The 23,536-nt window shown below is 61.9% G+C and carries 17 protein-coding genes; 6 read left to right on the plus strand and 11 right to left on the minus strand.

The window, feature by feature from the left end:
• The 4 genes from NCR40_RS27250 to NCR40_RS27265 form a co-directional block, all read right to left on the minus strand.
• A complete protein-coding gene (locus NCR40_RS27250; RefSeq protein ID WP_250494883.1) occupies window positions 1-1,179 on the minus strand; it encodes a YbfB/YjiJ family MFS transporter in 1,179 nt (392 codons plus the stop codon).
• A 213-nt stretch (window positions 1,180-1,392) separates the two neighbouring features.
• On the minus strand, window positions 1,393-3,786 hold the full coding sequence (locus NCR40_RS27255) for a polysaccharide biosynthesis tyrosine autokinase (RefSeq protein WP_244831469.1): 2,394 nt from the start codon (window positions 3,784-3,786) through the stop codon (window positions 1,393-1,395).
• A 128-nt stretch (window positions 3,787-3,914) separates the two neighbouring features.
• Window positions 3,915-5,249 (minus strand): glycosyl hydrolase family 5, encoded by a 1,335-nt coding sequence (locus tag NCR40_RS27260; RefSeq protein WP_250469559.1) that lies wholly within the window; start codon window positions 5,247-5,249, stop codon window positions 3,915-3,917.
• A complete protein-coding gene (locus tag NCR40_RS27265; protein ID WP_250511282.1) occupies window positions 5,246-6,607 on the minus strand; it encodes a hypothetical protein in 1,362 nt (453 codons plus the stop codon). Before NCR40_RS27265 ends, NCR40_RS27260 begins: the two co-directional genes overlap by 4 nt.
• 913 nt (window positions 6,608-7,520) lie before the next feature.
• Here NCR40_RS27265 and NCR40_RS27270 point away from each other — a divergent pair.
• The gene (locus NCR40_RS27270) at window positions 7,521-8,873 is read left to right on the plus strand and encodes a glycosyl hydrolase (protein ID WP_250494804.1); all 1,353 of its coding nucleotides are present in this window, start codon (window positions 7,521-7,523) and stop codon (window positions 8,871-8,873) included.
• 78 nt (window positions 8,874-8,951) lie between these two features.
• Here NCR40_RS27270 and NCR40_RS27275 read toward each other — a convergent pair whose 3' ends face one another.
• Window positions 8,952-10,439, minus strand: coding sequence for a SulP family inorganic anion transporter (locus tag NCR40_RS27275; RefSeq protein ID WP_250511283.1), 1,488 nt, complete (start codon window positions 10,437-10,439; stop codon window positions 8,952-8,954).
• Window positions 10,440-10,886: 447 nt separating this feature from the next.
• Between NCR40_RS27275 and NCR40_RS27280 the strand changes: the two genes are divergently transcribed.
• Entirely contained in the window at window positions 10,887-11,279 is a 393-nt protein-coding gene (locus tag NCR40_RS27280; protein WP_244831489.1) for a RidA family protein, read from the plus strand.
• 17 nt (window positions 11,280-11,296) lie between these two features.
• Here the strand turns inward: NCR40_RS27280 and NCR40_RS27285 are convergent, their stop codons facing one another.
• The 4 genes from NCR40_RS27285 to NCR40_RS27300 form a co-directional block, all read right to left on the minus strand.
• Window positions 11,297-12,130 (minus strand): Rossmann-like and DUF2520 domain-containing protein, encoded by an 834-nt coding sequence (locus NCR40_RS27285; RefSeq protein WP_250511284.1) that lies wholly within the window; start codon window positions 12,128-12,130, stop codon window positions 11,297-11,299.
• A 20-nt stretch (window positions 12,131-12,150) separates the two neighbouring features.
• A complete protein-coding gene (locus NCR40_RS27290; protein ID WP_250469564.1) occupies window positions 12,151-13,599 on the minus strand; it encodes an aldehyde dehydrogenase family protein in 1,449 nt (482 codons plus the stop codon).
• 3 nt (window positions 13,600-13,602) lie between these two features.
• Window positions 13,603-14,706, minus strand: coding sequence for a tartrate dehydrogenase (locus tag NCR40_RS27295; protein WP_250511285.1), 1,104 nt, complete (start codon window positions 14,704-14,706; stop codon window positions 13,603-13,605).
• 230 nt (window positions 14,707-14,936) lie between these two features.
• Window positions 14,937-15,857 carry a LysR family transcriptional regulator gene (locus tag NCR40_RS27300; RefSeq protein ID WP_250511286.1) on the minus strand — a complete coding sequence of 307 codons (921 nt, stop codon included), beginning with the start codon at window positions 15,855-15,857 and terminating at the stop codon, window positions 14,937-14,939.
• Window positions 15,858-16,134: 277 nt separating this feature from the next.
• On the opposite strand from NCR40_RS27300, the gene NCR40_RS27305 reads away from it, so the two are divergent.
• From NCR40_RS27305 to NCR40_RS27315, 3 genes are all read left to right on the plus strand, one after another.
• On the plus strand, window positions 16,135-17,460 hold the full coding sequence (locus NCR40_RS27305; RefSeq protein WP_502801035.1) for an MFS transporter: 1,326 nt from the start codon (window positions 16,135-16,137) through the stop codon (window positions 17,458-17,460).
• Between the two features lie 46 nt (window positions 17,461-17,506).
• Window positions 17,507-18,403: an NAD(P)-dependent oxidoreductase gene (locus NCR40_RS27310; RefSeq protein ID WP_250469566.1), complete on the plus strand. Its 897-nt coding sequence runs from the start codon at window positions 17,507-17,509 to the stop codon at window positions 18,401-18,403.
• Between the two features lie 293 nt (window positions 18,404-18,696).
• Window positions 18,697-20,826: a TonB-dependent siderophore receptor gene (locus NCR40_RS27315; RefSeq protein ID WP_502801036.1), complete on the plus strand. Its 2,130-nt coding sequence runs from the start codon at window positions 18,697-18,699 to the stop codon at window positions 20,824-20,826.
• Between the two features lie 48 nt (window positions 20,827-20,874).
• Here NCR40_RS27315 and NCR40_RS27320 read toward each other — a convergent pair whose 3' ends face one another.
• The gene (locus NCR40_RS27320) at window positions 20,875-21,636 is read right to left on the minus strand and encodes an SDR family oxidoreductase (protein WP_244831502.1); all 762 of its coding nucleotides are present in this window, start codon (window positions 21,634-21,636) and stop codon (window positions 20,875-20,877) included.
• Between the two features lie 33 nt (window positions 21,637-21,669).
• Window positions 21,670-22,464, minus strand: coding sequence for an SDR family NAD(P)-dependent oxidoreductase (locus NCR40_RS27325; RefSeq protein ID WP_244831504.1), 795 nt, complete (start codon window positions 22,462-22,464; stop codon window positions 21,670-21,672).
• 132 nt (window positions 22,465-22,596) lie between these two features.
• Between NCR40_RS27325 and NCR40_RS27330 the strand changes: the two genes are divergently transcribed.
• Window positions 22,597-23,532: a GlxA family transcriptional regulator gene (locus NCR40_RS27330; protein ID WP_250511288.1), complete on the plus strand. Its 936-nt coding sequence runs from the start codon at window positions 22,597-22,599 to the stop codon at window positions 23,530-23,532.
• The last annotated feature ends 4 nt before the right edge of the window (window positions 23,533-23,536 follow it).

Below are 23,536 nucleotides of genomic sequence, written 5' to 3' on the forward strand. Positions count from 1 at the left end.
TTATCGCGCCATCGCGCTTTGCAACGGCTTCTGACTTGCAGCGAGAATTGCACCGAGGACGAGCAGCATCGCCGAGTAGAGCATGCCTCGTTCGAGCCCCGCGCCGTCCGATACCCATCCGATCACAATAGGGCCGACGATCTGCCCGAGCGCGAACACGATGGTGAACGCGCTGATTCCCCTCGCCCACTGATCGGCCGGCAAGTTGTGCCGCACGAACGCTGTCGTTGCAGCGACCGCGGACAAGAAAGTTGCGCCGAATAACAGACCCGAAGCGAAAGCCGCCACGGGATGCATGAAGAGCGCGGGCACGAGCGTGGCGATACCCAATAGCGCGTTGAGCACCGCGAGCGCCTGGCCGCCGCGCATGCGGTCGAGCAGCCCGGACCACAGACGCGCCGAAACCACGGTGGCAACGCCGAGCAAGACATAGAAGCTCGTGATGACAGTCGCGCTCATCGAGGCGTTGCGAAGCAGCGCGACGATGAACGTCATGTAGCCGATGTATCCAACGCCGAAGAGCGTGTATCCCGCAAGCACGAGCCACATGCGCGACACTGCCACCGTTGCGCTCGGAGGCGCCGCATTCGCTTCGGCACCGCGCGCAACTCTCGCATGATTCGATTCGATCTTGCGCGCCGCCACGATCGCCCCGGCTGAACAGAGCGCGCACACTGCGGCGAGCGCGAACCACGCGTATTGCCATCCATGCACACGCGGCGCCACCGTGAAAGGCACGAGCACCGCCGACGCAAGGATGCCCCAGCCCGTGCCTCCGTAATACAAGCCGAGCAAGAGCCCGGCCCCGCGCGTGGAAAGCGATGCAAGCCGCGCCGCCAACACGCCGCCGCTGATGAAGATGAGCGCGCTGCCGCAGCCGGTGGCAACGCGCAGGAACAGCAGCAGCCAGGTCGAGAACGCGAGGCCGCTTGCGGCCATTAACAACGTCGTTGAAGCGCAGCCTGCGAGAAGCAATGCGGAAGGCGGCCATCGGCGGGACATGCGTGGAAAAGCCAGCGCGCCGAGCAAGTAGCCGAATGCATTGGCGGTGTTCATCGCGCCTGCTTGCGCAAAGCTCCAGCCGAGGTCGAGCTTCATCGCGGGCAACAACAGCGCGTAGGAAAAGCGGGCCAGCCCCAGCGCGATCGCGCTTCCCAGGGACAACGCAACGGCCAGCATGAGCGCGCGCCCGTGTTCAAAGTGTTCTTCCGTGGACGAAGACTTGTGCCTCGATTGCCGGTCTACCGCTCGTTTTATCTGCGACGTCACTCTCGTTTCCTTGGCGCGTTTTGCGTGACGTTATCACAGCGTTCCCGCCAATGCGAAAGGCGCCGCATATGCGGCGCCCGTTCGCAAGGCCAGCGATGAGCAGGGCGTTCGCCCCGCCCTTCTTTAACGCGTGGCCGTCGTGAAGCCGTACTCTTCGCGCGCGCCGTAACGTCCCGGCGCAAAGCCGTTGAACACGTGACCGCCGATCTTCGCGCCGACGTTGCGCAGGCGGCGCAGCGTCTCTTCCAGTTGGCGTGCGCCAGTGAGATCGGCACGCGACACGAGCAGCACGAGATCGCAGTTCTGCATCGCGATGGATTGCGCGTCGCCAACAGGCAGCACCGGCGGCGAATCGATCACGATGTAGTCGTAGATACCACGCACCATCGCCAGCATTTCCTGGAAGGCCGGGCGTCCAAGCAGCTCTGCCGGGTTCTCCGGATAAAGCGCGCCTGCGTCCATCATCGAAAGGCCGCTCGTGCCAATCCGCACGATGGCATCTTCGACGCGTGCCGAACCTTCGAGCACTTCGGCGAGGCCCGGACCCGTGCGTCCGTCGACGAGATGACGCAGCCGGCCCTGACGCATGTCCGCATCGATCAAGAGCACCGAAGCCTGCGTCTCGGCGAGCAGATAAGCGAAGTTCGACGACACGAAGCTCTTGCCCACACCCTGCGTCGGTCCCGTGAACAGGATGATCTTGCCTTCGTGGTTGTCTGCATCGACCACATAGCCCGAGTTCATCACGCTCATGTTCATCGAAGGCATGGCGCTCAACGTGGACATGGGGTTCATCGGCGCGGTCGGGTTCATCGGGTTCCAGCTATTGAGCGCGGGATGAGCCGTCATCGGCACGCCGTTCAGCATTGCACGAACGCTGCTGCGCAAGGAGCGCAATGCCTCGATGCTCGGGTCGGTCGGGCTCGTCATGGCAAGCAGCTTGGCCGGTGCGGCGTTGTGTGTCAGTGCGCGAACGTCCTGGCGCAATTGCGCGGCGGAGCGGGCAACCACGGCGAGGCGCGGGATTTCCGAGAAGCTGTCGATCTCCTCGGGGCTGCGCAATTCGCGGCGATTCAACGCGATCAGATAGATCGCCACCGTGCTCACGAACAAGCCACCGAAGATGGAACCGAGCAACACGATCCACGCGCGCGGCCACGATTGCTTCTCGGGCGCGAGCGCCCAGTCCACCACGGCCACGCCCGGCGGCGTGCTGGCGGCAGCGACTTCGAGCTGCTGCGCGTTGGTCAGCACGCTCGTGTAAAGCTGCGTGGTGACGGCGACATCGCGTGCGAGTTCGACGTACTGACGTTGCACGGTCGGCAGGTTCGCCGCCGTCTTGGCCGTCTCGGCGATCTCGTGCTTCACCTGATTCAATTGCGTGAGCGCGCTCTGATAGTTCTCGTTTTCCGGACGGAACTTGTGCTGCGCGGCATCCAGCGCGAGCGACAACGTGGTCTGCTGCTCTTCGAGACGGCTCATGCGGGTAATGAGCGCGGTATTCTGCTGCGCCATGTCCACGGTGCCCGTCTGCGTGCGAAATGCGTTCAGGCGGCTTTCGGCGGTTTCGAGATCCTGCTTGAGGCCAGGCAGGCGCTTCTTCAGGAAGTCGAGGCTCGTCTGGGCTTGCGCGGCGCGGCGTTCGACATCGCGTTCCTGATACGTCTTGACGATGGCGTTGACCATCGCTTGCGCGTCGAACGGCGACTCGGCCTGATAGCTCAGATGGATCAGCGACGGATCATGCAGCGACGAATCGCGCGGCGGAATCGACGTACGCATGCGCAGCAACACGTTTTCGAGCGTCATTTGCTGCGAGTAACGCGTGATCTCGAAGCTCACGCCGGGACGTGCACGCAAGGTGTCGATACGCACTTCTGCAGGCGCCTGGCCGTCGACGGTCGAGACCTGGAACGGCACGAGTTCGCCGACGCGGCCCTTGGCGAGCTGCTTGTCGTCCTTGTCGAAGAGTGTCCACTGACCATCCTTGTCGGCGACCACGTGGAATTTGTTGCGATAAGCCGCGCTCGGAATGTTGAAGACGCCGGCCTTCATGCGCTCGCCGCCCCATGCGTAGGAATCGAGACCGAACGGTGCAGGCGCGAGTTCGCGGTCGCCTGCATGACGCGAGGCGTACCAGCGGCCGATCAGCGGAAAGTGACTTTCGGTTTCGACGACGACATCCGCGCCGGTCTGCGTGATGGCGCTGGTGACGACCGAGCGCGAGGTCAGGACATCGCTTTCATCGCTCGCGGAGGCGTCTGCCGCCATCGAGCCGGAGACGTCGTTCAGCGAGCTGATCGACGTGCCCGCCTTGGTGCTCTGCACGCGCAAGAGCGCTTCGGCGCGATATTGCGGCGTGGCGAGCAGGACGTAGAGCACGCCAGCGGCGCAACATACGCCAGTTACCGTACCCAGCAGAGTCTTGTGACGCACGACACTGCGCCAGAGGTCCACGACGCCATCGCCCCGTTGCGAAGCCGCCGTCATTTCGGGCTGCATATTATATGTAAGCATTTTATATCCCAACCAAGAAAACAAAAGTCGTGACGTCAGTGGCAAGGTCCGCCGTCAAACCTAACGTTGTGTGATTCGATCGAAATCGAACTTCAAGTGGCGCGCTGGTCCATTCGCGCCTTGCTGCCTTACTTCGAAGCGATGGTGATGAACACCGGTCCCCGCGCTTCGGTCAACGACAGCGTGCCACGTTCCCCGTGCGGCACGCCGTACACATCGGTGACGATCGCATCAGCCGGCAGATGCGATACATCGAGGTCCATCACGTTCCCATTCCCGTAACACCACACGACGTACTTCGTTGCGTGCGCGCCATCGAGTTTCAGCACGACGTAGCGCGCTTTCTCATCGATGAAATAACGAGCGTGCACTTCGCCCGCGGTGAAACCGAACAAATGCTTGACTGCGTCGTACGCGGGCAGCTTCGCATTGTTGGCATCGAGCAAGCCGAAGTTGTGCTCCATTTCCTTCGGGTCCGTCCCATCGTCGCGCATGTCGTAGTAGGACGTCAGTCCGACTTGCGCGATCCAGTTCATCAACAGCAGCCGCACCGCGTAGCGAGCTTGCCGCGCTCTTGCTTCGGGTGCGTGGCCGTCGTTGATCTCAGACACATATTCGTATCCAACGCTTGGGTACGACCATTCGGTTGCCCACACTTGGGGGCGTTTTGTATAACCGTTGAGGTCTTCGCGCAACACTCGATAGTCGTCGAGCACGGTTTCCGGGTTCTGCTGTCGATACGGATGCACGCTCACCGCATCGGGACCGAGCGGCTTGCCGGCTTGTCGCGCGGTTGCGCTCATGTCGCCCACGGCACGGATGAATGCGCGATCGATCTGTTGCACGCCGCCCGTCGCGACGATCGCACGCGGATTGGCCGACTTCGCCGTCGTCACCGCTGTTTCAAGCAACGTGCGATAGGCACGCGGCGAAGGCGGCGCGAGCCAGTACTTCTCGTCGTCCTCTTCGTTCCATACTTCGAAACGCACCGGCGCGTTCCGGTAGCGATACGCCGCCATGTGCACGTAGGTACTGAACGCGCTCAATTGCACGGCGGAGGTCGGTGGCTGGTCCGGGCTGAAGGCGTAATGCTTGTAGCCGAGGATGAACAACGCGCCCAGGCCGCGTGCCGAAAGATTGGAGACGAGACCGTCGAAGCCGCCGAAATGCCAGCCATCCGGCGCCTGCACCGCTTCCCAGAAGAGGTCCGTGCGAACGAAGGAGAAGCCGACGTCCTTCACGGCATCGAGCAGATGCAGATCGGCGATTTGATGAATGGCGACGCCCGTATTCGCGCGGGACGCGGCAAAGCCCGGCAACTCGATGTACGGATGCTCCGTCGATTGCGACGCGCCGTCGAGCACGAGCGTCGGTGCGGCGGACGCCGCGTGCAGCGAACCGCAAAGGGAGATGAGCGCGGCAAGCACGATGCGCCGCGCCAAGCTTACGTTGGTCCGGATCACGACGAATGCCTTCCGAACGTATGACGGCTTGCTTCGAGTGCCGCGACCTGCTGGTTCGCGCGGCTCGCTTGCAGCCAATGTTCGTTCGACTGTGGCGCGAACCCGTTAAAGCCATAGCCACGCGAAGGCGCTTGCGGATACCACGGGGCAACCGGTCGAGCCATGAGCGCCGGCTGTCGCAGGTAGCTGATGGCAAGACCCAGGAACAGCAGGCAGCCGATCGATTCGCAGATGTCCGTGCTCGCCGCGCTGAAGACGAGATACAGCAGCACCGACCACGCAGCGCGATCGTTCGACGCCGAATTCAGCATGAGCCGCACGAGATACACGACGAGCACCAGCGCGCCGACGAAACCGAAGCACGCAATTGCATAGAGCACGGTGTTATCGGCATACGCAACGTTGAAGCCGAACGGGCTTTCGTAATAGCTCGCGGCCGAGCCGAACGCGCCCGGCCCGAGACCGAACCAGATGCGTTCGTGCTTCATGAGACCTTCGATCAGAAGCGGCCATGTGTTGATCATTCGATCCTGGAACGACGACAGCGTGACGTATCCGCGGCTCGCCAGATTGAATGCGGAGGCGGCGAAGAATGCGACGATCGGCAAGACGATCGGGAAGCCGCTCGCCCACAGACACGCTCGCTTGATGCCGCGCGTGGAAAACAGCATGTGCACGATGACGACGATTGCGAGCGACACCGGCGCGGTCTTGTTGGTCGTGGCGTAGATGGTGGCGCCGGCGAGCGCGAGCAGCACGAACTGCAGCGCCTTCGAGCGGATGTGCATCAAAAGCCACGTGGTCAGAAGGCCGGCCATGAGCGCCACCGATGCGCTGTCGCGACCGAATCCCGACAACCGCGATGCAACGCCGACGTACGAGGACGTGGCCATCGTCACGTTGTGTCCACCGACCGATACGCTTGCGCCCACCCAAGGCAGCTTCAGCATGCTATTGGCGAGAATACCGATGCCGCAAAGCGCGGCGAGTGTGAGCAGTCCCAGGAACGCCGAGCGTCCGTTCATGAGCGCGAGCGTCTCGCGGGACGCCGTGAGTGCGAAAAGCAGAGGCGTCACGCTCCACAGCCAGAATCCGACTGCGGCAGGCTCGACGCCGTGCGACAGCGAAAGGAAGGTCTGCGTAAGCAGATATAGCGCGATAAGCGCGTGCGTCGCCTTGGGCCGAGTGAGAAGGACGAAGAGCACCCAGCCCAACATCAGCACCTTGGGAAGATACGCGGCGGGCGCCATGCCCATCGTCGACGTGTAGTAGCGGATCACGCCGGAGAGCACGTCGCTCGCCACTGCGACGATGAACGTCGCAACCCATAGCTTGTCTTTTAGTGATGCTTTGTTCATCGAGTGACCGTCGCATGTCCGTCGGAAGGAAAAGTCGGTTGCACGATCAAATCGGCAGCCGCTTCGTGTTCTTTGCACGCTTGGCGCAGAGTCGATTCAAGTCTGGCCGGACTCGTCTCAGGACCGAAAATTACCTTTGTACGACAAGTGACTCTGTGCGCGCACGCACGCATGAATTTGCGGGCGACAGCTAAACGTTTGCGCCACGGTCCAAACCGCCTCTCACGCACATCGAGCGTGCGGTAAGCCACTTATCGCAAGGTGCCAGTTGAAGCCCGGCTAAAGCTTTTAAGCGAGCGGTTTGAAGGGAGGAATCACAGGACTCGTGCGCGGTCTATGCGGGCGATTATCTTCGTGCGTTTCGCGACTGAAACCGCGGTTGATCGCAGGCGATTAATACGCAATGAAACCGGCGCATATCCGGACCGAAAAGGCACGCTGTCGCATTCCGCCACAGCCTTAGCCACAATGGCGCGCCGACGCTATCGCGTATGAAGATTACAGAATTTCCTGTTATTGAAAGGTTTGAAAACGATTCAAAAGCCAACATCATTCGCGTCAAACTTTAGGGTGGAAAACAGATTATTTATTCACGGTTTTGTACTATAAAAGTACGTTTTTCCGTTTGGTCCAACTGGTTACATGCTGTTACGTCTTTTATCGTACTTAACGACGTTTCAACTGTGTAACATTCCTCATGACCCCTCCGGCAATAAACGGATGACGGTCGCGCCTTAATTGTCCAGGCGCATAGGCTGATTCGCCTCTCTCTCCCAAAGCACTGCTTACCGAGGTCCTTTAAGGCACTCGGGGGAGACCCTTTGCGCGGTCAGAATCAATGCACACTGAGCCATTATCCAAAATGAAGAATAATCGTCTGGTCGTAATTTCGTGCTATTTAGGCACCCTAATCTTGTCCGCATGCGGTGGCGGTGGCAGTGACGGAACGCCGTCGAGCGTCGTCAACAGCGCAACCGATCCCGTTGCGGTGGTGGATATCGCCAAGCATCCTGCTTCGGTGAGCGGCACCGTCATTCCCCCGGCCACGTCGATCAGCGACTCGTCGGGCGCGGTGTGGACGGTCAAGAGCGGCGTGGTGTATCGCGCCAATCAGAAAGCCGGCTTCTCGCAGGACGTGATCGCGCTGCTTTGGTACGCAGGCAAGATCTATCAGCAGAACGTGAACAAGCTCTGGTGGGTCTGGCAGAACAACACGTGGGCAGTTTCGGCCGATCCGCGCCCTGCTGCTTCGACGCCCGCCAGCACGCCGGCATCGACGAATGCGGGTTCGACTTCGGGCTCTGCTTCCGGTTCGACTACGACAGCCATGCCGTTCTTCGGCGTCAACGAGCACTATGCCTACGGCGGCGTCTATTCGTCGACGCCGCTCAGCACGCAGGCTTCGACCATGGTCGACCTCGGCCTGACGGGCATTCGGCAAGACGTGCACGGTTACGATCAGATCGACACGCTCGCGAACAAGGTCATTCCCGGCCTAGGTTCCAGTGTCACGGTGATGCCGCTGATCGATGCCTATCCGTGGGACGATCCTTCGCTGAACGGCAAGACGCCGACCGAAGACAGCGCCTACGCGTATGCGTATTCCATGGCCGCTTATGCCGCGACCAAACTCAAGGGCGTGCCGGTCGTCGAGTTCGGCAACGAGTACGACCTCGACACGCATAACCGCAAGATTGCAAACGATGGCGTGAACGTTTCCGACTACGACAACACGACGTGGCCAATCTGGCGCGGCGCGCTGCGCGGCTATTACGACGGCTGGCGCTCGGTGGATACGGCCGGACAGACGAAGGTCATTGCCACGGCTTCGGCGGGCTTCCTGTACCTCGGCTGGTACAAGGGCATGTTGACAGGCGTGCAGCCGGATGGCTCGACGGGACATCCGAAGGTGAAGACCGACATCATCCAGTTGCACTGGTACTCGGACGGTCTCGATCCTGAGAACACGTGGGGCAAGGACGGCACCAACTACAACGTGCTCAAGATCATGCACGACACGTACAACCTGCCGATCATGTTCACGGAAATTGGCGTGAATATGGACTTTTCGACGGCTCAGGCGCAGGCCTATATCACGAAGACGGTCCCGGAACTTTACGCGGCACGCAGCACGTATAACGTGATCGGCTTCCAGTGGTACGAGCTCTACGACGATCCTACCGGCGACTACGGCATTCTCACGAATAGCGGCGCGAAGAAGGCGATCTATTCGACGATGAAGGCAGCAGTGGCGGCTTCGAAGTAATCGAGTTTTGCTGTAGTACCAAAACACCCGGCGCAAGGTTCAACATGCCTTCCGCCGGGTGTTTCGCATTTCAAGGTCTCACGCATTCGCGATCGAAACGCCCGCGCGCTGGAGAATGTGCTGATTACGCAGTGACAAGTTCGCGAACTGCAAACGCTTCCCTGCCTTTCGATAGCGGTCTTGCAACGTTTCGAACGCCACGATTGCAGAGTGATCCGCGACATGCAGATGCTGGCAATCGACGATGACATCGTCCGCATCGTTCTGCGGATCGAAAAGGTCCTGAAAATTCGCCGTCGATGCGAAAAACAGGGTGCCGTGCAATACGTAAGTACGTGTGCCCTTTTCATCGGATTTCGAGTCCGCGCGAATCTCGCGGGCATGTTGCCAGGCGAAGTTCAACGCGGCGATCACGATGCCGCATAGCACCGCAATCGCCAGATCGGTGAACACGGTGATAACCGTGACCGCAACGATCACGATTGCGTCATTACGCGGCACTTTACCGAGCACACGGAGCGATCCCCACGCGAAGGTCTGCTGCGCCACGACGAACATCACGCCGACCAACGCGGCGAGAGGAATTCGTTCGATAAGCGGCGACAGGAAAAGGATGAACAGCAAGATCATGATGCCGCTCGTCGCACCCGATAAGCGGCTGCGTCCGCCCGAACTCAGGTTGATCAAGGTCTGACCGATCATGGCGCAACCGCCCATGCCGCCGAACAAGCCGGATACGATATTCGACACGCCAAGCGCCACGCATTCGCGATTGGGCTGTCCGCGCGTTTCGGTGATCTCATCGGTCAGATTGAAGGTCAGGAGCGTTTCCAGCAAGCCGACAATCGCCATGAGAAGCGCGTAAGGGAAGACGATCCTGAGCGTATCGAGATCGAGCGGTATCGCCGGCAGATGAAAGCTCGGGAACGCGCCCGCGATGTGCGCCATGTCGCCCAGTGTCCGCGTCGGCAAATCGAGCAACTGGCTTATCAGGCCGATACTCAGAATGGCGACGAGCGCCGGCGGCACCGCCTTGGTGATGCGCGGCAGCAGATACACGATCAGCATCGTCAACGCGACGAGACCCGACATGACCATCAACGGCGTTCCCTGCAACCAGACTTCGCCTTGCGGTGTGGCGCGTTTGAAATGCTCGAGCTGCGCCATGGCAATGATGATCGCGAGGCCATTCACGAAGCCGATCATCACGGGATGCGGCACCATGCGGATCAGCTTGCCGAGACGCAAAAGTCCGAAGACGGTCATCAGCACGCCGCCGAGAATAACGGTAGCGAGAAGATACTGAGCACCGTGCTCGACCACGAGAGCGACGATGACGACCGCCATCGATCCCGCCGCGCCGGAAATCATGCCCGGTCTGCCGCCGAAAATAGCGGTCAGCGCGCAGATGATGAAAGCGCCGTAAAGGCCCATCAAGGGATTCACTTGCGCGACGAGCGCGAATGCAATGCACTCGGGAACGAGCGCAAACGATGACGTGAGGCCCGCGAGCACATTAGCGGGAACATGCGTGAGCCATTGCTGCTTGAGAGATTGAATCTGCATCGAATGAGTTCCGCAGTCCGCACATGGCGCACTGCGTTTGAAAGCCGGCGCGAAACGCCGATGGTGTCGAACGGAGTCGCCGGTGTCGAATCGACGAGATGGCAGCACGCCGCCTGAAGCAAGCCAGGCGAACGCACCCGTACACGCGAACCCCCAAGGTGCAAAGCCGTCTGAACGGTAGGAGGTTCTCGGAAAGCTACATGGGTGCGTGAGAAATTCGGTGTGGGCGGGAGATCGCCCGGGAAGGCTCGTAGTTTACCCTAATCCGTAAATTCGAGTGATGCGCTTGCCCCGGCCATGTCATGCAGCATGCGCTTGAATGCAATCGTCGACATTCCACACTTCACTCCAACTCAAAACGTTTCCACTCAGGCATCGGCGATACTGCAGTCACGCGCCGCTAGCAACTTCGCGGACTCGATGAATAACTCTGTGAGCGTACACATCATGAGCCGGGAAATCATTCGTGTCGAACCGCTTTCAAGCTGGCTCGAGCGCTGGAATGCGCCGACCTCCGCCGTCACGCGTCATCGCGACACGGTGTACGTGTCAGGCTTTCCTCCGTTCGATCCGCAGACCGGCGAGATCATGCAAGCATCGATCGAAGTGCAGACCCAACGCGTGTTGGAGCAACTGAAGCTGTGCGTCGAGACGGCGGGTTCATCGCTGGATCAGGTTCTCAAGTGCAACGTCTATTGCACCTCAGTCGCCGCTTTCCCGGTCGTGAACGACATCTACGGACGATTCTTCGGCCCCAATCCGCCCGCGAGAATCTTCGTCAATGTGCCTGCGTGGCCGGGACATTTCGATATCGAGATTGACTGCATCGCGGCGATATAGCGTGCTGACGTGTGCCCTTAACTTCCCCGCACCGTTCCCGTCCGCCCAAGCCGCGCGGCCAGCACGGACAACGCATCGTAGGCTTCGCGCGATACCTCGTCCCACGCTGCGATAGCCCGCGACTGCGCTTCCACCACCGCGCGGTCGCCTCGCGCGGCGGGGCCTGTCAGCGCATCGCGCGGGCCGAGGGCAAGCACGTTATCGACGGAATTGCGCGCAAGCGTATGCATCATGTCCTGAATCAGCGTGTCCGGAATGCCCGCCGCTTGCCACATCTCGACGGACATCGCCGCGAGCACCGGCAAAAAGTTCGACGCCATGACGGCCGCCGAGTGATACAGCGCCTTGCTGCCCGGCTCGATGTCGAAACACCGCGCACCGATCGCGCCCAGCACCTCGCTCCATGCGCCACGCGCGGCGGCGTCGCCTTCCAGACCGCATGGCGTGCCTTCGAACTGGAACACGGAGGTGCCGGGGTTGGCGAAGCTCAACATGGGATGCGCGCTCGCAACGCTCCAGCCGATGCCGCGCAAAGGCGCGAGCGTGTCGGCATCGAGCGCGCCGCTGCAATGCACCGCCACCGATGCGCCCCGGCCTTCGTGCGCGCGAGCGAGCTGCTCGGCCACTTCGGCGATGCGCATGTCGGGCACCGACAAGAGCCAGATATCGGCGGGGCGCATCGTGGCCAAGTCTTCGGCTACGCGGCCCGCGCCGATGAAATCGACCGCTTCGGCGGCGCGTTTGGCGTCGGTATCGAAGACATCGCCGATATCGAGCACGCGGTTCGCGACGATCAGATTGCCAAGCGTCGCGCCCACGCGCCCCGCGCCGATGATGTTGAGTGTCGCCATGATGCGAAAGCGCGTGCGCCTCAACCGTGCCGAATGGCGATGGTCTTGAGGCTCGTGAAGCCATAGAGCGCTTCGAAGCCTTTCTCGCGCCCGTGGCCGCTCGCCTTCACGCCGCCGAACGGCAGTTCGACGCCGCCGCCCGCGCCATAGTTGTTGATGAAAACCTGCCCCGCCTGCAGCTTGCGCGCGAGGCGCAGACCACGCGAGCCATCGCGCGTCCAGACGCCCGCGACGAGGCCGTATTGCGTGCCGTTGGCGAGTCGGACCGCTTCGGCTTCGTCGTCGAAAGGCATGACGGCAAGCACCGGCCCGAAGACTTCTTCCTGCGCGAGGCGGCTGTCCGGCGGCACGTCGCGAAACAGCACGGCTTCCTGGAAGAAGCCATTACGCGATGCCTCCGCCGCGATCTTGCCGCGCGCCGCGACACGGATACCTTCGCCTTCCGCTCGCTCGACGATGCCGCGCACACGCGCCTGCTGCTTCGCGTTGACGAGCGGCCCCATGTCGAGGTCCATCGACGGCGGACCGGAACGCAGCGTCTCGAAGCGCGCGGCGAGCCGCTCGACGACGCTTTCGTAAATGCCGCGCTGGACCAGCAAACGGCTGCCTGCCGAGCAGGTCTGCCCCGCGTTCTGGATGATCGCGTTGAGAATGACGGGCAGCGCTTCGTCGAGATCGGCATCGTCGAAAACGAGTTGCGGCGACTTGCCGCCGAGTTCGAGCACGCTCGGGCAATGACGTTCCGCCGCCGTGCGTCCGACCAGCGCGCCCGTGACCGTCGAGCCCGTGAACGAGATGTGGCCGATGCCCGCGTTCGCCGACAACGCCGCGCCCGCTTCGCTGCCAAGACCCGTGACGACGTTGATCGCGCCCGCCGGAAAGCCGATGTCCGCGGCGATTTCGGCGAGTCGCAGAATCGACAGGCTCGCGTCCTCGGCAGGCTTGACCACGCACGCGTTGCCCGCCGCGAGCGATGCGCCGACGCTGCGCCCGTAAATCTGCATCGGGTAATTCCACGGGATGATGTGCCCGGTCACGCCAATCGGCTCGCGCACGGTCAGCACGGTGAAGCCCGTCGTATAGGGCAAGGTCTCGCCGTGCAGCTTGTCGACGCAGCCCGCGTAGTACTGAAGATAACGCGCGAGCACGGCCGCGTCGGTGCGCGCGGTCTTGAGCGCCTTGCCGGTGTCGCGCGCTTCGAGTTGCGCGAGTTCGTCGCCGTGTTCGAGCACGGCGGCGGCATACGCGAACAACAGATTCGAGCGCTCGGCCGGCGAGAGTTTGGCCCACGCTCCATCGAGCGCTTCGCCCATCGCGCCGCGCGCGGCAGCGACCGCTGCATCGATATCGGCGGCGTTGCCGCGCGAGATGTGAGCGAACGGCTCGCCCGTGCTCGGATCGATGACATCGAGCGTCGCGCCGCTATCCGGCGCCTTCCATGCGTTGCCGATGAAGTGTCGATATTCCATGTCTTACTCCGTGATCAGTGCGTGTTCCGTGACGGCATCGGCGATCGCCGTGCCGACTTCGACGGTGTTGGCGCCGCCACCCATGTCCGGCGTGCGCGGACCTTTGTCGAGGACGGTTTCGATCGCCGCGACGATGGTTTTGGCGGCCGCTTCGTAGCGCGCCTCGCCGCGTCCGAGATGCTGAAGCATCAGCGCCGCCGACCAGATCTGCCCGATCGGATTGGCGATGCCGCGCCCGGCAATGTCAGGCGCGGAACCATGCACCGGCTCGAACAGCGACGGAAAGCGCCGCTCCGGATTCAGGTTCGCGGAAGGCGCGATGCCGATGGTGCCCGTGCAAGCCGGCCCGAGGTCGGACAGGATGTCGCCGAACAGATTGGATGCGACGACCACATCGAAACGGTCCGGGTTCTGCACGAAGTGCGCGCACAGAATGTCGATATGGTACTTGCGCGTTTCGATGTCCGGATAGCGCTTCGCGGCTTCGGCCAGACGCTCGTCCCAGTAAGGCATGGTGATGGAGATGCCGTTGGACTTGGTCGCGGCCGTGAGTTGCTTGCGTGGCCGGCTTTGCGCCAGTTCGAACGCGAACTTGAGAATGCGGTCCACGCCCGTGCGCGTGAACACGGCCTGCTGCGTGGCGAATTCGCGCTCGGTGCCTTCGAACATGCGCCCGCCCACCGACGAATACTCGCCTTCGGTGTTCTCGCGCACCACCAGAAAGTCGATCTCGCCGGGCTTGCGGTTCGCGAGCGGCGACGGCACGCCGGGCATCAATCGCACGGGGCGCAGGTTCACATACTGGTCGAATTCACGGCGAATCTTGATGATCGATTCCCACACGGCGGTGTGATCCGGCACGACGTCGGGCGTGCCGACCGCGCCGAAGAAAATGGCGTCGTGCTTGCCGATCTGCTGGTCCCAATTCGCGGGCATCATCGTGCCGTGTTGCAGGTAATGCTCCGTGCACCACGAGCCGAATTCGTCGAAATTGAGCGCAATGTCGTAACGCGCGGCCACGGCCTTCAGCACGCGCAGGCCTTCGACCATCACTTCCTTGCCGATGCCGTCGCCGGGAATGACGGCGATGTTATGAGTTGTTGCCATGATCTGCAAAGCCTCCGAGAGTGCGACGCGGGAATGCCCGGCGAGACGGCACAGGAGGCGGGCGCACCCAAGGCGCGCCTCTATGGAAATTGCGTTGTCTCCTGCGTCTCTTTTGCTCGCGAGCGCGGCCGCGCCCGGGCATCGGACTATGTCGAATGCCAATCTAGCGGACGCATTCGAACGACGGAAGTGCGAATCGAGGAACGGTGGCTTCGAAAATCCGCAAGGGCTCAGCTCGCGGGGCGCTCGGTATCGAGTTGCGCCGTGCTCGCGGGTCCGATCTCACTCAGAAAGTCGAACAGCCTGCGCGTGGGCAAGGCCGCCGCGCCTTCGCGCATGCCAACCGACATCATCCGTTCGGCCCAGGAATTGGTCAGGCGAATGAAGCGCAAGCGCATCGGCTGAAGAAACAGCTTCACGGCGCCCTCGGGCAACACGCCGATACCCTGCCCCACGGCGATCAACCGGCACATGGCCTCGAAGCTCTGTACCTGCACGCGAAAGCGGATGGTCTTGCCCGCCAGCGCCGCTTCCTTGACCAGCATGCGCGTGACTTCGGCTTTGTCGTCGAGCGCGACAATATCGTGTTCGAGCAGCGCGGCGAACTCGATCTCGTCTCCCTGCAATACATGATCTTCCGGCACGACCACGCTGATCCGGTCGCTGCAATAAGGCGCGAGGCGAATGCCCTCCATGCCCGTTTGCGACGTCACGACGCCGATATCCGCCCGGCCATCGCGCAATGCCTGCAAGATATCGGCGCTGCGCAATTCGCTGATATGCAGCTTGATGTCGCGATACTTCTGCGAGAACGCTCGCAGATGCTCGGGCAACTCCTGGCTGATCGCGGAGATGTTGGCGAAGACGCGCACCCGGCCCACCGAGCCTTTCGTGTAGTCGGACAGCTCGCTATAGATGGCGTCGGTCTTGAGCAGCAGCTCGGTGCCGTGGCGCGCGAGCGCTTCTCCGGCGGGCGTGGGCTCGACGCCCGCCGAAGTTCGGTTGAGCAGCGCCACCCGGAAATGATGCTCGAGCAGCGCAATGCGCCGGCTGGCCGTCGACAAGGACATATGCGAATGCTGCGCCGCCTTCGACAGACTCCCCGTCTCGACTGCGCGCAGAAAGAGAGCCAGTGAGGTGAGATCGAACAAACCAGACGCTCCGTGAATGGATCATGCCGCGCAGTATGGCACCCTCGCGGCGGCCCTCAGTCTCCGCGCCCTACAGGATTACCCTGAGCGATGCACGCGCGTGGCCGCTCGCATCGGGCGTTCGAACAATTCGAAAGCCCGCTTCAAGGAATTCGCATATCGACGGCGCGCGGCACAGGCTAAATTTCTCATGTCCTGCTGCGTCCGCCGTTTGCCACGAATCCGGCGACACTGACAGGGCTTTAAAAAAATCAGTACATATATGACGGAGACAGACGTGGAAATCGATGCGACCAGCATGCCGGGCGGCGCTCTGCCGTCCGCACCCGCGCGTGACGCGGCCGCCGAGGACCGGATTTTCCGGCGCCTCGCGCTACAGATCCTGCCCATTCTGATGTTCGCGTACATCACCTCGTATATCGACCGGGTGAACGTGAGCTTCGCCAAGCTGCAGATGGCCCAGCAACTCGGCTTCTCAGATGCCGTCTTCGGTTTCGGCGCGGGCATCTTCTTTCTCGGCTATGTGGTCTTCGAAGTGCCGAGCAACATGATTTTGCAGCGCGTCGGCGCACGCCGCTGGATCACGCGGATCATTCTGTCGTGGGGCATCGTATCCGGGCTTACGGCGTTCGTCGCCACGCCGATGCAGTTCTATGCCATGCGCTGTTTGCTGGGCGTCGCCGAAGCGGGCTTCATTCCGGCGATCATCTTCTATATCAGCCAGTCGTTTCCGAGGCACTGGCGCGCTCGCATTCTCAGCATGTTCTACGCGGCGCTCGCGCTGGCGGGACTGATCGGCTCGCCGCTTACCGGCTTCATCATGGAATACTTCAACGGCCTGATGGGCTTGCCGGGCTGGAAGTGGATATTCATCATCGAGGCGCTGCCCGCGTTTCTCGCGGCGGTCTACACGTGGCAAGGTCTGGAAGACGATGTCACGCAAAGCAAACACTGCAGCGAACCCGAACGCGCTTTGTTGTCGCGCGTGCTCGCCGCTGACCGTGCGATCACCGCCGAAGCCAATCACAAGGGCCTTTTGTCGAGCTGGCTCGTGTGGGCGTTTTGCCTCATCTACTTTCTCGACGTGTTCGGCATCTACGGCTACACCTTCTGGGCGCCGACCATGATCAAGTCGATGGGCATCAAGAGCGACTTCGTGATCGGCCTGCTCGCGGCGCTGCCAAACGCGGTTGCGGTCGTCGTCATGGTGCTGTTCGGGCGCAGCGCCGACAAGCGCGGCGAACGGCGCTTGCATGTCGCGGCCTTGCTGTTGATGGGCGCGGCAGGATTGTCGCTCTCGGTGCTCTGGCATGACAACCTGTGGCTCGGCATGCTTGCGCTGTGCATGGCCAATGCGGGATTGCTGTCGTTGCCGCCGCTTTTCTGGAGCATGCCGACGGCGGTGCTGGGCACGAGCGCGGCTATCGGCATTGCATGGATCAGCGCCTTCGGCAATCTCGGCGGCTTCTTCGGTCCTTATGTGGTGGGGTATCTGAAACAGCTTTCCGGCGGCCTTACGCTGCCGATTTTCTCGATGGTCGGTTGCCTTCTGCTCGGCTTCGTACTGGCGGTGATGTTGCCCAAGAGGCTCGTCAACCGTTGATGCGGATGCAACCGGCTTTCCAAACGACAACTCGAAGAGATAGAGCATGAAGCAACGCATCGGCATGATCGGTATCGGTCTCATGGGACACGGTATTGCGCGCAACGTGATGAAGCACGGCTACCCGTTGAGCGTGGTCGAGCATCCCGGCAACCAGCCGCTCGACGAACTGCTGGCGGGGGGAGTCAAGACCTTCACCACGGGCGAGGCGCTCGCGCGCGAGTCCGAGATCGTCATTCTGTGCGTGACCGGATCGCCCGAAGTGGAAGCGGTTCTGAGTGCGCCCGATGGCGTGCTCGCGGGTTTGCAGCCAGGCACCATCGTGATCGATTGCTCGACGGCCGTGCCCGCATCCACGACGCGCGTGGCCGAGCGCGTGACGCAGGCGGGCGGCCTCTTCATCGATGCGCCCATGACGCGCACCGCCAAGGAAGCGCACGAAGGACGTTTGAACTTGCTGGTGGGCGCGGACCCGGAATTGTTCGCGCGAGTGGAGCCGCTGCTGCGCACGTTCGCGGAGAACATCACGCTGGTCGGCGGCACTGGCGCGGGACACAGCATGAAGCTGCTGCACAACTTCGTGTCGCTCGGCACGATTGCGTTGATCTCCGAGGCGGCTGCCTGCGCGAAGCGTGCGGGCGTGGACCCGCAAACGTTCGTCGATGTGCTCGCGAAGGGCGGCGGAGGCGGCGCGGCGCTGGAGCGGCTGCGGCCATCGCTTATCGACGGCGATCCTTCGAGCATGCCTTTTCATATGTCGAACGCGCTGAAAGACCTCGGCTACTACGTGACGATGGCCGGCGACACCCATGCCGTCGATGCCATTGCCACCGCCGTGCAGTCGACTTACGCAGCGGCGGTCGAGCTTGGGGGAGCGCACAGGACGTTGCTGGAGTTGCCGGGGTTGTTGGGTGATGCGGCTGCGGATTCCGAGCGACGTTGACGGTATTGCTGGCCGCACATTGCGGCATAAGCAGGCGGCGCGTGAAGCTCGTTTGATCGAACATTTCGCGCCGCGTCGAACGAATTAATCAGCGACGCCTACCCGCAAAAGGCCGCCAGCAGCCCTTCTCGGCGCCCCTAGATCAAACATCGAAGTTTACAAATTCCCAAACACCCGTCAGAATTGCGCCCGTTCTAATGCGAATAGTTCGCATTTACGGCCAATAACTCGACGACGGAAAATTAGGGATGAAATCAGCACCACGGGGCAGTACAACCATCGGCAAATGGGCGATGCGCCCGTCCACACTGGCGACGCTCCTGCTCTTCGCCACCAGTCAATCGGCCCTTGCGCAGCAAAGCGACACCGGCTCATCGACATCCGGCAACGCCACCGAAGCCACACTCCCCGCAGTCTCCGTCACCGCTTCATCCGACACCGATCAAGGCCAGCATCTGCGCCGCGACGTTAGCACCGGCGCGCTCGGCACCCGCACGCAACTCGACACGCCCTACTCGACCACTATCGTCACCGGCGAAGAACTCGCGGATCGTCAGGCGAAAAAGCTCGGCGATGTCTTCGCGCAGGACGCATCCGTGTCGGACAACAGCAATCCGTACAACGCGTGGGCGAGCTATATCACCGTGCGCGGCATGCAACTCGACTGGCAGAACGGTTACAGGATCGACGGCCAGCCGTTCAACGCCTACGGCATCACCATGCCCTACGAGCAACTCGAAAGCGTCGAACTGCTCAAGGGCTTGTCGGGCTTCATGTACGGCTTCGGCGCGCCCGGCGGCGTGGTCAACTATGTGACGAAGAAGCCGCCCGTCACGGATAAGCAGATCGCCAGCGTCGATGTCGGCTATGCGTCGACGGCCGTATGGTCCGAGCATGTCGACCTGGGTGGGCGTATCGGACCGAACAGCATGTTCGGCTACCGCTTCAACGCGACGCACGAGGAAGGCAAGACCTATAACGACGGCAACGTGCGCCGCGATTCGTTTTCCCTTTCCGCCGATGCACGCCTCACGAAAGACCTCATCGCCACCTTCGGCGCGCTGTATCAGGAACGCCATGCGTCGGGCATCACGACGGCCATCTCGACCGCGCAATACACGGGCGCCTCGTTGCCCGCGACGCTCAGTGGCGGCAGCAGCACGCTCGTCACGCCGGACCAGCATCTGAACACGAACTTGCAACTCTATACTGCCGGCTTGCGCTACAACCTGAATCAGGACTGGACGCTTTCGGCCTCATACAGCTTTAGCAAGAGCACGCGGTATCGGAACGAGAGCACGTACAATCTGCTCGATCCAGCGGGCAACTACGACGACTTTCGCTTCGAAGGCAAGGAAGGGCATCAGCTGAATGCGTGGCAGGTCATGGCCGAAGGTCTCGTAAAGACCGGGCCGCTGCAACATCAGCTCGTGTTCGGCGCCGCGTATCAGAAGCAAACCAACGACAACACCGCGAACAGTTTCTACGACCAGATCGGCACGGGCAACATCTATCAGCCGAACGTCAATCGCTACGACAGTTCGGGCTTTTACACCTATCGCAACGCGGACATCACGCAGAAAGCGCTGTTCGCAAGCGATACCATCGCGCTCACCGAACGCTGGTCGGTGCTCGGCGGCGTGCGCTATACGAATTACGAGCAGCACGGCTACGGTAACGACGGCACGACGACTTCGACTTACTCGCAAAACGGCGTGGTCACGCCGAGCGTCGCGCTGATGTTCAAGCTCACGCCGGGCACGACGCTCTATGCGAGCTACGTCGAATCGCTGGAAGCGGGCAATGTCGTCGGCGACTTCTACGCCAATGCCGGAGCGATCCTCAACCCGCTGCGCAGCAAGCAATACGAAGTCGGCGTGAAGAGTCAGAACGAGCGCTGGAGCGCGACGGCTGCGCTGTTCCGCATCGAACGCGGCGCGCAATACGCCAATGGCGATAACGTCTTCGTGGAAGATGGCGAGTCCATCTTCGAAGGCATGGAAGCGGGCGCGGATGTTCGCATCGGCCGGGACTGGACGGTCGGCGGCGATCTGATGTGGATCGCGACGCACTACAAGAAAGGCTCGACATTCGACGGCAATCGCGTCGCGGGTGCGCCCGGCTTCGTCGCGGCGGCCCACGTGAATTATGCGGTGCCCGTGGTTCCGGGCCTGACGCTTGGCGCCAATGCGAAGTTCACGGGCAACACGAACCTGCGTCCGTCCGGCGATCTGAACGTGCCGGGCTTCATGATCTACAGCCTTGGCGCGACTTACACGACACGCATCGCGGGACATAACGTCGGCGTGCGCGCGGCTATCGACAATCTGACGAATCGGCGTTACTGGGAATTCCAATATGCCGACTACATTCAGCCTGGCGAGCCGCGCACGGTTTCAATCAATGCGCGTCTGGAGTTTTAAGGAGGATCGGGGGCGTTGCAACCTGGGCGCCCCTTCTCGCCTTCACGCTCAAGCGACCGGAATGGGATTGTCCGTCACGAACTGATTGAACTGTTCGACGAACGCATGTTCATTCGGTCCGGCGTTATCGCGCAGCGGCTTCGCGGCATCGACCACGACTTCCGTCGTCGCTTCCGGCAGCTTCTGCATGATTTCGGCAATGAACGCTTCCAACTGCATCGCGCGCGGATCGCCGCTCTTGTGGACCAAGTCCGTGTCCACCCACGGCGGCGCGATCTCCAGCACGCGCACGCTCGAATCGCGCAGCACGAAGCGTTGCGACATCGAATACGAATGGATTGCCGCCTTGGTTGCCGAATACAGCGCGGTCGCGGCGAGCGGCACGAACGCGAGCACCGAACTGTTGTTGACGATATACGCCTGTTGCTGCGTCTTCAGATGTTCGACGAACGCCGCGCTCACGCGCACCGTGCCGAGCAGATTCGTGTCGATGAGGCGCACCGCGGCTTCATCGTCGAGCGCGCCGCCTGCATCGTCGAACGGCATGATGCCCGCGTTGTTGATGACGACATTCAACGCCGGATACTTCGCGATCAATTGCGCGGCGACGCTGCGAATCTGCGCGGCGTCGGCGATATCGAGTTCAACCGTGTCGATGCCCGGATTCGCGCTTGCGACTTCATCGAGCAGCGCACGGCGCCGTCCCGCGACGATCACCTGATTGCCGCGCTGATGAAACGCTTCCGCCAACGCGCGGCCAATGCCCGAAGTGCCGCCCGTGATGAAGATGGTATTGCCTGTGGTTTTCATGGTCAGTCCAAATGTGGAAAAGAGAACGATGGTTCAGGCCGCGTAGCGCGCGGCGGGTGCGTTGGTCGACAGTTCAGGCGCCATCGCCTGACGCGCGGCTTCGTACGCCTGGTACTTGGCGCCGTCGTGCAGCGAGGGAATCGTCACCAGTTCGCCGCGCTCGAAGCCGATTAGCGAGGCATCGACCATGTCGGCCGCCGACATCACGATTGCCGGGTCCAGATTGTCGATAGGGAGCCCGCCGCTTTCCCAGAAGTCCGTCGCCGTCGCGCCTGGCAACACGGCCTGCACGCGCACGCCTTTCGCCGCGAGTTCGTGATGCAGCGACTGGCTGAAGGCCAGCACGAACGCCTTGGTGCCGCCATAGACGCCGTTGAGCAACTCCGGCGCAATACTCACGATAGACGCGATATTGATCACCGCGCCCTTGCCGCGCGCGACGAAGCCCGGCACCGCCGCATAAGTCAGGCGGGTGAGCGCGGTCACGTTGAGGTCGATCATGCGGGTCATTGCATCGACGTCGCTGTCGAGCAAAGGCGTATGCGTACCGACGCCCGCGTTATTCACCAGCAGCGTGATGCTCGCGTCGTCCTTCAGCTTCGCTTCGACACGCGCGAGCGCCGTGCGGTCGTTGAGATCGGCATCGATGATCTCGACGCCCTTCTGCGTTTCATTACTGATGCGTTCGGCTAGCGCGGCAAGCTTCTCGCGGTTGCGCGCCACGAGGATAAGGTCGTAGCCCGAACGCGCAAGACGCTCGGCATAGACCGCGCCGATGCCCGACGATGCGCCCGTGACGAGGGCCGTGCCGCGATGGTTCTGAGACATGATGTCACTCCGGTTCGAATGGTGGTGGTGAATCCGTGAGTAGATTCTGCGCGGAATTGACCGCGACCGAAATGACGTATATGGTCGTGTTTTCGGACAAACGACTTTTTCGGATATCGAGGACGAGGAAACATGCACAGCATCGGCTATCTGTTGAGCGACGGCTTTCAGGTGATGGCAATCGCGTCGCAGTCGGTGTTCGAATACGCCAACCACGTAGCGGGCGAGCCCTTTTATCGGATGGCCAACTATTCGGCGCACGGCGGCGAGGTGTGTTCGTCGTTAGGCATGAGCGTCGGCACGCGCCGGGTCAGTGCGCGTGCCTCCGTGGACACATGGATCGCGGCGGGCGTGAACACGCCGCTCGACACGCCGCCGCCTCGAGAAATACTGGCGTTCCTGCGTCGCACGGGTACGCGGGCGCGGCGCATCGCGGGCATTTGCACGGGCAGCTTCGTGCTCGCGGAAGCCGGGTTGCTGTCGAACCGGCGCGCGACCACGCACTGGTTCTACGCACGCGAGATGCAAAGCCGCTTTCCCGATGTGCGCATCGAGGACGATCGCATTTATATCGTCGATGGTCCTATCTGGACGTCTGCGGGCATGACTGCCGGTCTGGATCTCGCACTCGCGATGGTCGAAAAGGATCTCGGCGCGGACGTTGCGCGCTCGGTCGCGCATAAGCTCGTGATGCCGCAAAGGCGTTCGGGCGGCCAGTCGCAGCATTCGGAGATGCTCGATCTCGCGCCGAAATCAGACCGCATTCAGAACGCGCTCAACTATGCACGCAAGAATCTGGGCCGGCCGCTGACGGTCGAGGAACTCGCGGGCGAGGCGAATCTCAGTCCGCGTCAATTCAGCCGCGTGTTCACGGAGGAGACGGGGCAATCGCCTGCGAAGGCCATCGAAGCGTTGCGGCTGGAAGCAGCGCGCCTGATGATCGAAAAAAGCCGGCATCCGCTGGAAACCATCGCGAAGGAAACAGGGTTTCGGGATCGCCGGCATATGCGCGAGGCGTTCATGCGCGGGTTTGGCTTGCCGCCGCAAGAGGTCAGGCGGCGGGTTTAGCGTT

Origin of the sequence: Caballeronia sp. GACF4 (genome assembly GCF_023631025.1) — a bacterium.
Classification (GTDB): domain Bacteria; phylum Pseudomonadota; class Gammaproteobacteria; order Burkholderiales; family Burkholderiaceae; genus Caballeronia.

Coding starts and splice junctions, on each gene's coding strand:
- NCR40_RS27250 (WP_250494883.1), bottom strand. CDS start 1,179: ATGCTGGCCGTTGCGTTGTCCCTGGGAAGCGCGATCGCGCTGGGGCTG.
- NCR40_RS27255 (WP_244831469.1), bottom strand. CDS start 3,786: ATGCTTACATATAATATGCAGCCCGAAATGACGGCGGCTTCGCAACGG.
- NCR40_RS27265 (WP_250511282.1), bottom strand. CDS start 6,607: ATGAACAAAGCATCACTAAAAGACAAGCTATGGGTTGCGACGTTCATC.
- NCR40_RS27275 (WP_250511283.1), bottom strand. CDS start 10,439: ATGCAGATTCAATCTCTCAAGCAGCAATGGCTCACGCATGTTCCCGCT.
- NCR40_RS27280 (WP_244831489.1), top strand. CDS start 10,887: ATGAGCCGGGAAATCATTCGTGTCGAACCGCTTTCAAGCTGGCTCGAG.
- NCR40_RS27285 (WP_250511284.1), bottom strand. CDS start 12,130: ATGGCGACACTCAACATCATCGGCGCGGGGCGCGTGGGCGCGACGCTT.
- NCR40_RS27290 (WP_250469564.1), bottom strand. CDS start 13,599: ATGGAATATCGACACTTCATCGGCAACGCATGGAAGGCGCCGGATAGC.
- NCR40_RS27295 (WP_250511285.1), bottom strand. CDS start 14,706: ATGGCAACAACTCATAACATCGCCGTCATTCCCGGCGACGGCATCGGC.
- NCR40_RS27310 (WP_250469566.1), top strand. CDS start 17,507: ATGAAGCAACGCATCGGCATGATCGGTATCGGTCTCATGGGACACGGT.
- NCR40_RS27315 (WP_502801036.1), top strand. CDS start 18,697: ATGCGCCCGTCCACACTGGCGACGCTCCTGCTCTTCGCCACCAGTCAA.
- NCR40_RS27320 (WP_244831502.1), bottom strand. CDS start 21,636: ATGAAAACCACAGGCAATACCATCTTCATCACGGGCGGCACTTCGGGC.
- NCR40_RS27325 (WP_244831504.1), bottom strand. CDS start 22,464: ATGTCTCAGAACCATCGCGGCACGGCCCTCGTCACGGGCGCATCGTCG.
- NCR40_RS27330 (WP_250511288.1), top strand. CDS start 22,597: ATGCACAGCATCGGCTATCTGTTGAGCGACGGCTTTCAGGTGATGGCA.